At 59.7% G+C, this 14,241-nt stretch carries 12 protein-coding genes; 7 read left to right on the forward strand and 5 right to left on the reverse strand.

All coding sequences use genetic code 11. The annotated features are described in order from the left end of the window. Positions 1-234: 234 nt before the first annotated feature. The 6 genes from RE429_RS22480 (at position 235) to RE429_RS22505 (ending at position 6,037) form a co-directional block, all read left to right on the forward strand. Complete coding sequence (locus RE429_RS22480) at positions 235-918, forward strand: GntR family transcriptional regulator (RefSeq protein ID WP_414475549.1); 684 nt, start codon at positions 235-237, stop codon at positions 916-918. A 46-nt stretch (positions 919-964) separates the two neighbouring features. After that, positions 965-2,155, forward strand: a complete 1,191-nt coding sequence (locus RE429_RS22485) for a mandelate racemase/muconate lactonizing enzyme family protein (protein ID WP_414475550.1) — start codon at positions 965-967, stop codon at positions 2,153-2,155. A 194-nt stretch (positions 2,156-2,349) separates the two neighbouring features. Next, the gene (locus RE429_RS22490) at positions 2,350-3,201 is read left to right on the forward strand and encodes a transporter substrate-binding domain-containing protein (protein ID WP_414475551.1); all 852 of its coding nucleotides are present in this window, start codon (positions 2,350-2,352) and stop codon (positions 3,199-3,201) included. Between the two features lie 52 nt (positions 3,202-3,253). Further along, positions 3,254-3,976, forward strand: coding sequence for an amino acid ABC transporter permease (locus tag RE429_RS22495; protein ID WP_414475552.1), 723 nt, complete (start codon positions 3,254-3,256; stop codon positions 3,974-3,976). 856 nt (positions 3,977-4,832) lie between these two features. Continuing rightward, positions 4,833-5,300 carry a cupin domain-containing protein gene (locus tag RE429_RS22500; protein ID WP_414475553.1) on the forward strand — a complete coding sequence of 156 codons (468 nt, stop codon included), beginning with the start codon at positions 4,833-4,835 and terminating at the stop codon, positions 5,298-5,300. A gap of 362 nt (positions 5,301-5,662) precedes the next feature. Then, positions 5,663-6,037, forward strand: coding sequence for a DUF488 domain-containing protein (locus RE429_RS22505; RefSeq protein ID WP_414475554.1), 375 nt, complete (start codon positions 5,663-5,665; stop codon positions 6,035-6,037). A 236-nt stretch (positions 6,038-6,273) separates the two neighbouring features. Here the strand turns inward: RE429_RS22505 and RE429_RS22510 are convergent, their stop codons facing one another. Next, positions 6,274-7,005, reverse strand: a complete 732-nt coding sequence (locus tag RE429_RS22510; protein ID WP_414475555.1) for a hypothetical protein — start codon at positions 7,003-7,005, stop codon at positions 6,274-6,276. A gap of 789 nt (positions 7,006-7,794) precedes the next feature. On the opposite strand from RE429_RS22510, the gene RE429_RS22515 reads away from it, so the two are divergent. Continuing rightward, complete coding sequence (locus RE429_RS22515; RefSeq protein ID WP_414475557.1) at positions 7,795-8,712, forward strand: LysR family transcriptional regulator; 918 nt, start codon at positions 7,795-7,797, stop codon at positions 8,710-8,712. Positions 8,713-8,797: 85 nt separating this feature from the next. Here RE429_RS22515 and RE429_RS22520 read toward each other — a convergent pair whose 3' ends face one another. From RE429_RS22520 to RE429_RS22535, 4 genes are all read right to left on the reverse strand, one after another. Further along, positions 8,798-10,654 (reverse strand): ABC transporter ATP-binding protein, encoded by a 1,857-nt coding sequence (locus RE429_RS22520; protein ID WP_414475558.1) that lies wholly within the window; start codon positions 10,652-10,654, stop codon positions 8,798-8,800. 58 nt (positions 10,655-10,712) lie between these two features. Beyond that, positions 10,713-11,600 carry an ABC transporter permease gene (locus tag RE429_RS22525; RefSeq protein ID WP_414475559.1) on the reverse strand — a complete coding sequence of 296 codons (888 nt, stop codon included), beginning with the start codon at positions 11,598-11,600 and terminating at the stop codon, positions 10,713-10,715. Beyond that, positions 11,593-12,513 carry an ABC transporter permease gene (locus RE429_RS22530; protein ID WP_414475560.1) on the reverse strand — a complete coding sequence of 307 codons (921 nt, stop codon included), beginning with the start codon at positions 12,511-12,513 and terminating at the stop codon, positions 11,593-11,595. Before RE429_RS22530 ends, RE429_RS22525 begins: the two co-directional genes overlap by 8 nt. 152 nt (positions 12,514-12,665) lie before the next feature. Continuing rightward, complete coding sequence (locus tag RE429_RS22535; RefSeq protein ID WP_414475561.1) at positions 12,666-14,198, reverse strand: ABC transporter substrate-binding protein; 1,533 nt, start codon at positions 14,196-14,198, stop codon at positions 12,666-12,668. Between the last annotated feature and the right edge of the window lie 43 nt (positions 14,199-14,241).

Below are 14,241 nucleotides of genomic sequence, written 5' to 3' on the forward strand. Positions count from 1 at the left end.
TCGTATGTTGGTATACGATTCTACGACATGTCAATGGCCATCCTGATCCGGTCGCGGCTCTTCGAGGCGGGAGACCACGGGATCGGCGGCCAGCTGGTCCAGCGCGTTCGGTAGCGGCTCTCGGACCAGCCAGAAATCTTGAGTGACCGATTGATGACCAGGACGAAAACCAGTTTAAGAGAAGCGCCGCGTCAGCAGCGTGCCGAAGCCGCACCACAGAACGGGTGGCGGCCATTGAAACCCCGGACGCTGGTCGACATGGTCATCGATGAGATCGTTGCGGCAGCTGCATCGAGCCGCATTCTTCCCGGAGACAGGATCGTCGAAGCCGAGCTCGCGCAGGGTCTAGGCATCAGCCGGGTCCCCGTGCGGGAGGCGCTGCGGATCCTCGAGAGCCAGGGCCTTGTCGTCAACGAGCCTTATAAGGGGATCCGCCTGCGCACCGTTACGCAGGAGCGGATCGACCACCTGATCGAAGCGCGGGTCGCCCTGGAGACGGCTGCCGCGACGCGGGCCATCATGGCCAGGCGCAACGGCAAGCAGGAGGTGCAGCTCCTGCATCACCACATCGACGAACTCGAGCTGATGGGAGCGCGTGGAGACGCCTACGGGCTCGCAAACGCCGATACCGCCTTTCATCGCGCCTTGTGCCGGTTCAGCGGGAACGAGGTGATCTGCGATCTGTGGGAAATGCTGTCCCGGCAGCTCACCATCATTGTCGGTCTGTCGACCCTCGGAAAGAACATGGCCGATATCGTTCAAGAGCACCGGACACTTGTGCGCGTTTTCGAGGCCGGCGACCTGAAGGCGATGACCAAGGCTCTCGACGACCACATCAACATTCAGACCCACGCTGTCGATTTCATCGGCCTCATTGCCCGACGACGGTCCGAGCGGGCATCGGCCGACAATAGTTGATCTCCCTTCTGGTTTTCCCTTCACTCTCCAGAATAAGGTACTTCACATGGCAGAGACAGTGCCCGGCCACACTCGACATGCAACGGCGATTCCGCCCATCAGGATACGGTCGATCGAGGCAGCGCCCCTCTTCGGTGAGAGTCCGAAAGGCGGATGGTCAGCGGAGATCAAGCCGGAAGACTCGATTCATGCGATCATCGCCGTCCATACGGATGCAGGCATCACGGGCTTCGGCAGCGCATTCACCGACGGTCGCCTCGTTCAGGCCGGACTGAAAGTTCTCGAGCCGCTCTATGCCGGGGAAAATGCGCTTGAACCGGAGCGCGTGACCGAAAAACTCCATCAGAACACCTTCTGGATGGGCAGGGGTGGAACACTCACCCATGCCATCAGCGGCATTGATATCGCGCTCTGGGATATTTTGGGCCAGGCCACCGGAATGCCGGTCGGACGCTTGCTTGGCGGCACCTATCGGCGCCGGGTTCAGCCTTACTGCTCTCTTCTCATGGAAGAGCCAGCCCGGATGGGCGATGTCATCGCCGAATACCGTGAAAAGGGCTTCCGCGCGTTCAAGATCGGCTGGGGACCGTTCGGTCGGGCGCTGGACACGAAGCTTGATGAAGCCATCGTTCGGGCCGCACGCGAAGCGGCCGGACACGACAACAAGTTGCTCGTGGATGCGGGCGCGAGTGACGCATACTGGCCGCATGGGCTCAAGTGGGCCATACGGACGGCCGAGATGCTGAACGACTACGATGTCGGCTGGTTCGAGGAGGCGCTCAAGCCTGATGCGCTCGATGACTTCTGCCACCTCCGGCGGGTCAGCCCGGTTCCGATCGCCGGAGGCGAAGTTCTCACCCGACGCCAAGCCTTCGTTCCATGGCTGACCCGGGGTGCCTTCGACATCGTTCAGCCGGATGTCACAAAGGTCGGCGGCATCAGCGAACAGCGGCGGATCGCCTGGATGGCGGCCGAATTCGGCGTCAAATATATCGGCCACGGCTGGAATACCGCGCTTGGCGTTGCCGCCGATCTGCAGATGGCATCCGCCTTCCCGGATGCGGACCTCGTGGAATTCATCGGCGGAAGCCCTTATGTCGATGGCATTCTCGTGAAGCCCTTCGAGCTCAACGACGAAGGCTATCTGTCGATTCCTGAACGGCCTGGCCTAGGCGTGGAGATCGATCGTGACAAGATCCGAAAGTTCGTTCCGGATCCTTCGCCGCTGTTTCTCTGAACATGCAGAGAGCTATTCCGAGACAAAGGAAGCTATTTCTAAAGGGTTAGGCCGGATGCCCTGAACGTGAACCAGCCCCGGTGTCTCGCCATGAGGCGCCGGTTCGATTTGAATGTTCAGCCGAAGGGCGCAACAGCCATAGATCAAGACAAGAAGCCGGAAAACGGTCATTCGAAACCTGGGAGGAACGGACTATGTTGAGAACAGCCATCGGACTCGCCTTGAGCCTCTTCATCACGACCGCCAGTGCGGAGGAATTTCAGCACGAGGCATCGCCGCTCTTCGACGCTTGCGGCGACGGCTCATACCAGAAGGCCGTCAAGGACGGCATCACTCTGGGCATCTCGCCCTCCCCTCCCTATACCTCCCTTGATCCCGCGACGGGCAAAGCAAGCGGCCTTGATGTTGAGATCAATGAGGCTGCCCTTGCATGGATGGGGGTCACGAAGATCCGATATGAGGTTGCGCCTTTCGGGCAACTCATTCCTGCCATGCTGGCGAAACGGATCGACGCGGTATCGTCCAACATCCACATCACTCCGGATCGGCTGAAGGTCGTTTCGTTCACTGGACCGGCGTGGTGGTACGGGCCAGCTATTGTCACTCAGAAAGGGAATCCGGAGAATCTGACCTCTTTCGACATGCTGAAAGGCAAGAAGATCGGGGCGATCGCTGGTTCGGCTGCCGACGAGTACTTGCGGAAAATCGGCGCGGATGTCGTTGCCTTCCAGACGGATGCCGAAGAGTTTGCCGCGATCTCGACCGGGCGCGTTCCCGCTATTGTCGAGGACGATGTCAAGGTTTTGGAATTCCTCAAGGCCAACGGGTCGGCGCCGATCGAAATCGTCAACAACGTCAAGGTTCCGGACGAACTGATCTTCAAATACGGCTACGGCTACGCACGCTACGCCCTTCGGAAGGAGGACTGCAGCCTGCGTGCGGCGTTCACGCAAGGACTTGCCGAAGTTCGCGGCAACGGCGCGGTTTCAGCCATTCTCAAGAAATACGGCCTGTCCAACCGCAATCTGTTCTTCTTCCCGCTCTGACTCAGCATAGGGCTGCCTGCCCCTCTGGGGCAGGCAGGATCGGGAAGCCAGTATGGACCTTCTAAATCTTTCAGTCGTTCGGGACTATGGCGACGCCCTTCTCAAGGGACTGCTGACCACGGTCCTGCTGACCCTTATCGTCATCGTCCTAGCCGGGTTCCTCGGCATTCCGGTGGCCCTCGCGAGATTGGCCCGAACGCGCTGGATCCGCCTACCGGCCAATCTCTATGTGGAATTCATCCGGGGAACGCCACTGATCCTTCAGCTCCTCTACATTTATTACGTTCTTCCGAGCGTCGGGATCCGCCTTGAACCATTGACAGCCGCGGTCATCGGCCTAACCGCAAACTACACCGCCTACATGAGCGAGGTCTATCGCAGCGGGATCCAAGCCGTCCCGCGCGGTCAAATCGAAGCCGCGAACTCCCTCGCTCTGTCTCCGCTCCTCGCGTTTAGGCTGATCGTGCTGCCGCAGGCTTTCAGGATAGTGCTGCCGGCACTGGGAAACTATCTCATTGCGCTCTTCAAAGATACGGCGCTTGCATCGGTTGTTACTGTTCAAGAACTCATGTTTACGGGACAGATCATATCGGCCAGGAGTTATCAGTACTTCACTATCTATACGGTGACAGGACTCCTTTATTTTGCAGTCAGTTATCCGGCAGCGTTGTTCGTTCGAAGGCTCGAGGAGCGAGCACGTGCCGGTTGGGGTCCATCCTCTCAGATTGCAGCCCCCTCGCCCACACTTCCGAAGGTTCGTGACCAGCCGACTTGATGGGACTGTTTCCGATGAAGCGGCGCCACGGCGGCCTCGCTGTGCCGGGCGCCCACACATGTCGCAAACTTGAAGCACAAGCTTCTCCGGCACCGCTTTCCGTCACGACGGCGGCGTCAAGTCGTTGATTTTGCAACCGCGCAGCATCACCTTGCGAATCCTGCCAGGGAACAGCCGAGTTTGCGACGGAGGCCTGAACGCGGCGTAGGCTCATTTCGCGAAGGAGGTGCCGAGGGTCAGGGCAAGGATGCCTGCCTGGCTTTCAATACCGGTGCCGCATAAGTGGCCAAGCAACCTCGGAAGACCAGGCGCGACCCCCGCGAGGATAAGGGCGGGTGGGTCGACAGGAATGGGGTCCTGCGCGGGCGGTTCAACTCCGCTTCGACGGCCGATACTCCCCGCTTCGCGAACGATGTCCCTGGAGCAGATGAACCGGACGCAATGTTCTGAAGGCTCCGGCGATGTCCTGCTCCTGGGATGACGGCGCCCATGGGACGGTCTGTGTCCGGTCTTGCATTTAGGCTACGGGCAGGTCGATCAGGCAGCCGGCATGTTCGTTCTTGACATTACCATACGAGAGGCGGACCCTTTCTCGGCTGCCGTCGTGCAGCGCGCCAACCCTCGGAAGATCGGTGCATCCTGGAAAGGAGGTTCAGCATGGAACCGCCTTCGAACTCCAACCGCGATGACCACTGAGGCACCCGGACCGGCCTTAGCCTAGCGGACATCGAGGGACCGCGGACCGGGAGCGGCCTCTGAAGCCGCAGCAGTCAGGAATTGCTCCGCTTGCGACCCTCTCGGCCTTGTCCATCGGCATCGAGCCGAGAGAGCCCACCAACACCCAGAGAGGTTCGCCATGCGCCCGCTCATCCTGATGACAGTCCTCCTCATCGCTGCGACCGGCGACGTTATGGCCCAAGACCAGAAAGCTGGTCACGCCATGAGGGCTGATCAACTCCAATGGGAGCCCACACCGCCCATCGTGCCCAAAGGTGCCCAGATGTCTGTGCTGTCTGGCGATCCTGCCAAAACGGGTCCATTCACGATGCGGCTGAAGCTGCCCGCAGGCTACAGAATTCCCGCCCACAGCCACCCCACGGCTGAGCGCGTGACGGTGATCTCCGGTGAATTCAACTTCGGCATGGGTGACAAACTGGATGAGGCCAAAGCCGATAAACTTGGTGATGGCGGGTTCGTCGATCTTCCGGCGAACATGAATCATTTTGCCTTCGCAAGTCCTGAGACCGTCATCCAGATCGACTCGGATGGCCCATTTGTTATCAAGTATGTGAACCCGTCCGATGACCCGAGCAAGTCCCAATGATGCCGCTCCCTCGTTGCGAGGTATGCCGGCAGAGAAAGGATGACTTTCATGGGCCATTTCGAGGGCCATATGAGTCAGCAGGCCAGGTGAGGGCAAAAGCTGACCGCCAACGGGAGCTTGAGGCTGAAGGTAAGCATGAGGAGTTGTGGCGCGGCTGCCAAAGGAGCCGACCGGGACGTGGTTCGTGTCGGATCGAACAACGATTGACGGCACGGTCGACCGTCTGACGGATCTCGGTCATCCGGCCGACTGCGCCGTGGAGTTTCATGCTTTCCCAGTAGGGTTCGAGCGGTGTCGCAAGGCGCGCGTGACCCATAAAGAATGTGTTCCCCGATCACTCCGCAACATTCAGGTCGTTCCGAATGAGCACAAAGGTTCCAGCGGCAAATGTCAGGCTCAAGCGGGCCTATGAGCCACCTGCTGCCCAGGATGGCACCCGCATCCTCGTCGACCGGCTTTGGCCTCGTGGGGTCTCCAAAGAATCCGCTGCTCTGGATGATTGGATGAAGGATATCGCGCCCAGTGCCGATCTTCGCAAATGGTTCGGACATGCTCCCGAGCGTTGGGAGGAATTCCGCGGTCGCTATGCGAAGGAGGTGCGCCAGAGGCCTGACCTTCTCGATCGGCTGCAATCCCTCGCACGGCGCGGGCCGGTCACGTTGGTGTATTCAGCCCACGATGAAGCGCACAATGATGCCGTTGTGTTAAGAGACCTAATTCTTGAACAACGGACGTGAGTTCGCCGACACGTCCGATACCTTGGCGCATCGTGCGGACCCGGCGGGCCGCGCGAGCGAAAAGTGGACCCGGTTTTCACGAACGTGGCCCTTCGGGTCCGCTCTGAGCGATGCGCTATTCAAGGAGTGGAGCATCGGATTGGATCCCCCGCCGGGACAATGCTGCGGTGGGAATCCCGTCTTCCTCCAAGGCGTCCGAGACTGTGATGAGTTGCACGTCTTATGCGCCACGGAGGTCAGCCGTAAACCGGTTCGTCGCTCGGTGGAACTCTCCGTCGTTCCGATCGCTGCGCAGCCTCTACGGCACATTTCTCGACATGAGCCGCCCGGTTGATGACCTGGAGATTGGGAACGCCCCAGAAGGCAAGCACGTCCGGCCAGGGTCTTGCACGATGTTGGGACCAGACGGCGAAGAGCGGAACACGATGGTCCACCTCGGCGGTCCGCAGCAGACGACGTCCGGTGGTCGCGCATTTCCTGTTCTGGCGCAGCTTGAGCATCCTCAGATGATCCGCGGGCGCGGTCCAAAGCTGCCACGCGACGACACAAGCGGTATGCCAGGTGGCGTTCTTGTTGGATGTGCCGTCACCCCAGACATCACGGTGCCATCCTAAGCGATAGACAGGCTGCCCACAGACGCAGCAATGCCCTGATCCAAGCGAGAAGGCAGGCTCGCGGTACGGAGATGGCGGCGTGCGGAACGACATCGGCAACCCTTCCTCCTTGCCGGAACCGAGACGCCACTGCCAGCCAGCGGGTTGCCCGCTCTTGGCCGCGAGTGCCCGAGCCAACCGATCGGCCAGGAGCGGACGGTGACGCCAATACGACTCCATGGCGCGCCGTTGCGTGGGCGGAATCAACGGCTGCCTGTGCGCATGCGACAGAACGCATGCGGGAAAGTGCTCCGACAGGCGCCTCTTCAGTCGGGCTCGCGCCTTCTCGTTTCTCTCGTCTCGCCAGCCCGACATGTCAGATCGACCACTTCATGGGATTCATTGTCAATTGCGCAGCCCCTGTCCACAGTCTCAAGGTGCATGAGCAAGATGCCCGATAGGCGTTGACCAGCCATTAATCTTATGGCGGCCAGTTTGGCCCTATGCCTCCCGCCGCGACCGGACCCGGCATGATACGAGAGCATCGGATGTGACATCGCCCCCATCCGATGCTGGAACTCGGCCCGCACGATGCGCCGGGGCCAGTTTCATCCATGAGCACAGCATCCGTGGCCATCCGGGTTGTCGCCGCCTGTGCAATCCGTTCAGGAGGTTCGTTACGCGCGCTTCAAGGCAGCGTCAGAAGCGACCGGATCGATGTCGTCCTCCCCCGGGAACCTGTCCTGTTCGGCCGGCATTCGGTCGAGTTCGGCGTCGTTCAACGCCAAAGCGCCTCTCCTTTCCGAGCGTCTGCCCGGATCCTCGCCGGAAACCCGGATGTGAGGCCCCAGATCGCCGGGGACTGACCCGTTCAAGCACGTCGTGTGGCTGCGTGAAGTCTCAATGGCGTCTCGGCGCCGTCTGGAACCAGTCTCGCGAAATCCCAGTATGGGCCTCGAGACCACAGTGACGGTGCTCGTGAAGCCGGAGATGGTCATCGCAGGAATATCGACCTATGACCTTATGTAACGTTCCATCAAGAGCACCGCACCGGCTCAAGCTGTCTCCAGCCCTTGCCCCCCAAAGGCTTTTGATGAAGGATGGTTGCAAACTGTCGACACCTTTCCCGCTCCATGGCGGATCGTTCCTCCAGGAGGATTCAGAATGGCTCCAACGCTTCCCGATCTGAGTTCCAAGCAACTGCGGGCCGTACAGACGGTTGCCAAGTACTCGAGCTTCATTGCCGCATCCGCAGAGCTCCGCATGTCGCAGCCCGGTCTCTCGCGCGTCATCAGGTCCGTGGAAGAGAAACTGGGCTTCAAGCTCTTCCATCGGGACACCCGTAACGTCACGTTGACGTCTGCAGGGGCCGGCTTTCTTCCGAGCGTTGACCGCATTCTATGCGAGTTCGATATCGCTGCCGAGGCCCTCTCGTCACTTCAGAACGAAACAGGCGGCCACGTTGTCGTGGCCTGCCCCCTGTCCCTTGCGAATGGTCTCATCGCCGAGATCATTTCGTCCTATCGGAAGCAATATCCGAAGGTCGTCATCGACATCCGGGAGGCCCTGCGGGGCGAAGTCGTCAACCAGATCCGCGCCGGGGTTGCAGATTTTGCCCTGGCTTCGTTCATGCAGGCGAGCGAGGATCTCGTGGTCGAGGAATTGTGCGAAACGACCTATCATATCATCGTCAGGAAGGACCATCCCTTTGCCGCGAAGGAAAGGATAAGTCTCACTGCGCTGCGCGACCAGCCGATGATCTCATTTCCTCCGACATCGGTCATTCGCCAAATCTTCGATGGCGCGGCGGCCCGAGAGGGCTTCAGGCTCAATCATTTCATCACTGTCAACACGCCCCAAATGATCTATGAGCTCGTACAGCGCGGAGAAGGCATTTCCATTCAGAGCGGCGCTAGCATTCAGTGCAGAGCCGATGACTTCTTTTCGGCACGCCCCATCGATCCACCCCGGATCACATCTCGCCTTTCAACGATTTATCTCAGGTCCCGCTCGCTGACGCCTGCAGCGCTCAGCTTCAAGCGAGCGGTCGAAAATCACTTCAGAACGATGATGCGCATCTAAATTTCCACCCGTCCCGAACGACGATATTGGCATATGCCATGCCGCTCCATGGCATATGGGCTCGGTGTTTCAGGCTTGGCCGGGTTTATGCCGCGCTCCGCCACTCCTCACCCCATTCCTGGACAAAATGCCCTTCTGAAATCTGACGATACACACGAATGGGCGGCTGATAATCCGGCGGTCGAATAGGGCTGCGGATCTCGTCGCTCGAAATCAGGCGTTTCATGCCCCGCCGTGCAGGGTCCGGAATGGGAACCGCCGCGATGAGCTTCCTCGTATAGGGATGTTGAGGGTTCTCGAACACTGCCGATCGGGGGCCAATCTCGACGATCTCGCCGAGATACATGACGGCCACGCGATGACTGACGCGTTCGACCACTGCCATATCGTGCGAGATGAAGAGATACGACAGGCCCAGCGTTTCCTGGAGATCGAGCAGCAGATTCATGACCTGCGCCTTGATCGACACGTCGAGCGCGGAAACGGCTTCATCGGCGACGATCAGCTTCGGCTCCAACGAGAGCGCACGGGCGATGCAGATCCGCTGCCTTTGCCCCCCGGAAAATTCGTGAGGATACCGGCTTGCCATATCGGCGCTCAGACCGACACGCCTGAGCAAGTCGGCGACCTTCTCCCTCACCATCGGTCCTGTTTGCGCGCCATGGGTCAGAATCGGTTCAGCGACGGCAGCGCCGACCGTCATGCGAGGGTCCAGGCTGGCAAAGGGATCTTGAAAGATCATCTGAATCTTGCGCCGCATGGCGCGAAGCGACCTGCGGTCGAGTTCCATGATGTTGGTCCCGTCGAGAAAGATCTCACCGCTCACGGGATCGACAAGGCGGGCCACGGAGCGGCCTGTGGTTGACTTGCCGCAACCGGATTCCCCGACAAGAGACAACGTTTCTCCCGGCAGGATATCGAAGGACACATTCTCGACGGCATGGACGCGCCCTCCGACCCTGCGGAGAAGGCCGGAACGGATATCGAACCGGGTCGTCAGATTTCGGACGGATAGAATCGGCTGACTGGGACCGGGCTTCGTCGCCTGCCGCGGCAGCAGCATATCGGCTGTGCTGTCGCCGGTCTCGAAGACAGGCAAGCGCATGGGTTTCGTGGACCCGGTCATTGATCCGAGTCTCGGCACCGAGGACAGAAGATTGCGGGAATAGGGATGTCTCGGCCGATCGAAAATGTCTTCGGTCTGCCCGATCTCCGCGGCCTCTCCCTTATACATTACGACGGTACGGTCGGCGATCTCGGCCACGACGCCCATGTCGTGGGTAATAAAGAGAACCGACATGCCGTCCTCTTCCTGGAGAGCCTTGATCAAGGCAAGTGTCTGCGCCTGAATCGTGACGTCGAGAGCGGTCGTGGGCTCATCCGCGATGAGCAGCTTGGGTCGACATGCCAACGCCATCGCGATCATCACGCGCTGCCGCATGCCGCCCGAAAGGCGATGCGGGTACTCCTTGAAGCGGGATCTCGCCTCCGGGATCCTGACTTTGTCGAGAAGCCGGATCGCCTCCGCCTGCGCGGCGGATTTGGACATTCCCCGATGACGGATCAAGACCTCCGCGATCTGATACCCGATTGGAAGGACAGGGTTGAGGCTGGTCATCGGCTCCTGAAAGATCATAGCGATCTCGTTGCCGCGAACAGCCTGCATCTTCTGCTCCGGCAGTGACAGTAGCTCGGTTCCGCAAAGACAGACGCTGCCTTGGATACGGCTGCTGGACGCCGCGACCAATCGCATGATCGAAAGAGCCGTGACACTCTTTCCAGAGCCCGACTCTCCGACGATGGCGACGGTTTCCCTCGGCCCGACATCGAACGAGACATCCTTGACGATCCTGCGAAACTCACCATCCTTCATGCGGAAGGATGTCGTCAGGTTCTTCACGGATAGAACCGGGGCCTCCGATCGCTCGCGTGTGTCCGTCATGTGGCTCTCCCCCAAGAATCGTTTGTCCGACCTCCCGGCCGTCGGCGAACCCGACCCCTCATGAGGCGTTCCGTGGATCCAGCCGGTCACGCAGCCAATCCCCGATAAAGATCAGAGACAGGGTGAGAACGGTGATCATCAGGCCCGGAATGGCGGCGAGCCACCAAGCGGTAGCGATATAGTTGCGGCCGTCGGCCAGCATTCTGCCCCAAGTCACGGTCGGAGGCTGCACGCCGAACCCGAGGAAGGAGAGTGATGCCTCAAGAATGATGAGGGTTGCCACGTTCAATGTGGCAATCACGATGATGGGCCCCAGAACGTTCGGAAGAACATGCCGCAGGAGGATGATCACGGGGTGTTGGCCAATCGAACGACTGGCTTCTATGAACTCGCGTTCTTTGAGGCTGAGGACCTCGCCTCTCACCACGCGGGCAAAAGTCGTCCAGTTGATGCAGCCGATCACGATAATCATCAGCAAGAGGCTCTGGCCAAACACCGCCAGCACTGTCAGGTACAACAGCGTATTCGGGATCGCCAGCAGGATGTTGACCACGCCCATCAGGATGGAATCGAGCCGACCTCGCCAAAAGCCCGCAATCAGCCCGACCGATATTCCGATGGATGAAGCAAGTGCGACGCCGAGAAATCCGACGCTGAGAGCAATTCTGCTGCCATAGATGAGTCGCGACAGCATATCCCGCCCGAGATGATCCGTTCCAAGGATATGATCCATGCTTCCCTTGGCGAGCCACATCGGCGGCACGAGACGCGCGCGGAGATTTGGAGCGGTTGGATCATAAGGCGCCAGAAGGGGCGCGAAGACGGCCATCAGGACGAAGATCGCCAGCATCCCCAGGCCGAATGTCGCGAGAGGGCTGAGACGCAGTACACGGCCGGACACGGCAAGCGGCGAGCTCAAGCTTTGAAGCGTTTCGGTGTCAGCCATGCTGGATCCTCGGATCAACAACGGAATAAAGAATGTCGACGAGGAGATTCATGCTCATGACGATGACCGATGAGAGAATGACGATGGTCTGAACCACGGCCATGTCCCTCGAGCTGATGGCCTGAATGGCCAGAAGACCGATACCCGGCCAGGCGAAGACCTGCTCCGTTACGACGGCGCCCGCCATGAGTGCCGAGGCTTCGAGACCGATCACGGTCAGATAGGACAGCGCGGCATTGCGAAGGGCGTGCCGAACGACGATTGCCCGTTGCGGCAATCCCTTCGCCCGAGCCGTCCGGATATAATCCTGCCGCATGACCTCGAGCAGGGACGATCTTAGCATCCGGGTCAGGATCGCGGCGAGGCCCGAGCCGAGTGTGAGACCCGGCAGGATAACCGAGAAAGGTTTGTCGCTTCCTGACACGGGAAACCAGCCGAGCGTCACGGCGAAGATCAGGATCAGCATGATCCCGAGCCAAAAATTCGGCATGGCCTGTCCAAGAATGGAAAAGAACGAGGCGATGTGATCCGGTATTCTGTGTTGGTTCAGAGCCGCGATGATCCCTGCCGGAAGCGAGATCACAATTGCAAAGAACAGTCCCATGGCCGCGAGACTGGCGGTCGCAGGGAGCCGTTCGAGGACGACCTGCAGTGCCGGTTGGCCGTTATATCGCAATGAGTTTCCGAAATCTCCCGTCAGGAGATCGGCCATATACATCAGGTATTGCTGATAGAGAGGGCGGTCCAATCCCAACGCCAGCCTGAGCGCTTCGGCCTGTTCAGGCTGGGCATCCTCGCCAAGCATCAGCAGAACGGGATCCCCGGACACGCGCAGCAACACGAAGACGATGAGAGTGACACCCAGCAATATCGGGATCATCTGGAGTATTCGCCAAATGACGTAGTTGATCATGACCGATGCCGTCCTCTTCGCTCGCGTCTCCTGCATCGCGTGTGGAATCGAACCCACATCCGATGCAGCAAGTCTCTGTTATCGAGCATCTTTTCACGCAAAACCGGTTCCCACTCTTGCGTTCGATGCTCTAGACATGCCCGGGGGCTCTCTCAATTGCTCGCAGGCTTTGCGTCGAACATCCAAAGTTGCTCGTCCGGGCTCGGCTCCCAATCAACGGCCTTGTTGATACCGATGATGTTCTGCACCTGGAACAGGAAGAGGATCGAACGTGAGTCCGTCAAGCGATGGAATGCCTCCGACAGATACTCGTCGCGCTTCTTCGGATCGACCGTGACCGCCGACAGGTTCACAAGTTCGTCGAACCGCTTGTCGCACCAACTGGTCTTCTTGCTGAATTCATATCCGCAGCGCGCACGCTGGACGGCATGAAAACCATCCTGCAGGGAGTTGCTGTGACCAATCAAGGCCAGTCCTTCGATCTTGTTCGGTTCCCAAACGCGGCTCTGATAGGCACTCCATTCCAGCGCTTCGATCTCGACCTTGATACCGACGGTCTCCAACATGACGGCGATGACCTCCATCATCTCCACGTCGAGCGCATATCGGCCGCTGGGCCCCTGCAGCTTGAGCGACAGCTGGCCCGGCCCATAACCGGCGGCGGCCAGGAGCTTCACCGCTTTGTCCGGATCATAGAGGGACGTGTTATGCAGATCCATCGGTACGGCGCTGAGCCCTGGAGCCACTGCCCCGCGCACAGGAATGCCCAGCCCGCTCATCGCCGTATCGATGAGCGCTTTCTCGTCGATGGCGAGGTCCACGGCCTCACGCACCCGGGGATCGGCCAGCGGAGATCCTTCCTTCATGTTGGCGAACAGAGTCATGACCCGGAAGCTCGGCCAAGGCTTGGTGACGGCCTTTCCCGAAGCCTTGACCCGCTCCACGTCCTGGCTCGGGATATTGGTCGCAATGTCGATGCCCCCGCTCAGCAGTTCACCGACCCTCGTGGAATCCTCCGGAATTGTGCGGTGAATGAGCCTGTCCCAGGCCGGGCGTCCGCGCCAGTGCTTGTCGAACGCCTCCATGACGACACGGTCGTCGCGCTTCCATTCGACGAAGCGAAAGGGCCCGGTGCCGATCGGCTTCGTCGCAAACCCGGTCCAGCCGACTTTGTCGACATAGTGCTTCGGTACGATTCCCGATCCGATCCGGCTGAGTCGGTTCAGGAGGATGGGATCCGGCTCCTTGGTATGGACGATCACCTCGCGATCGTTGACGACCTCCACTTCCTTGATCGTATTGTAGAAGGAATTCTGCATGAGCCCCTTGTCGAGGGCCGGACGTTCGATCGAGAACTTCACGTCCTCGGCCTTCAGCTCCTGACCGTCATGGAACAGAACACCCTCACGGAGCTTGAACCGCATCGCCGTATCGGAAACCTGCTCCCAGCTGGTTGCGAGAGCGGGCTGCAGCTCGCCTTTGCCGTCGCGCATAATCAGATAGTCGAAGAGGTTCACGAAAACGGCCTCGACCGCGGTCGTGCTGTGATTGTGAATGTCAAAGCCGGGGACATCGATCCCCTGCGCAATGACCAGATCCTTCCCTTGCGCCGAGTTCAGCCCGGCGGAGATCAGCATCGCAGCCGCCACTTTCGGCATGATGCCCGCAAACCACTTTCGCTTCATTTCTGGACCCTCTTGTCGGTTATTATGGCTCTATAGTCTCTTG

The organism is Microvirga sp. M2, assembly GCF_047497095.1.
GTDB lineage: Bacteria > Pseudomonadota > Alphaproteobacteria > Rhizobiales > Beijerinckiaceae > Microvirga.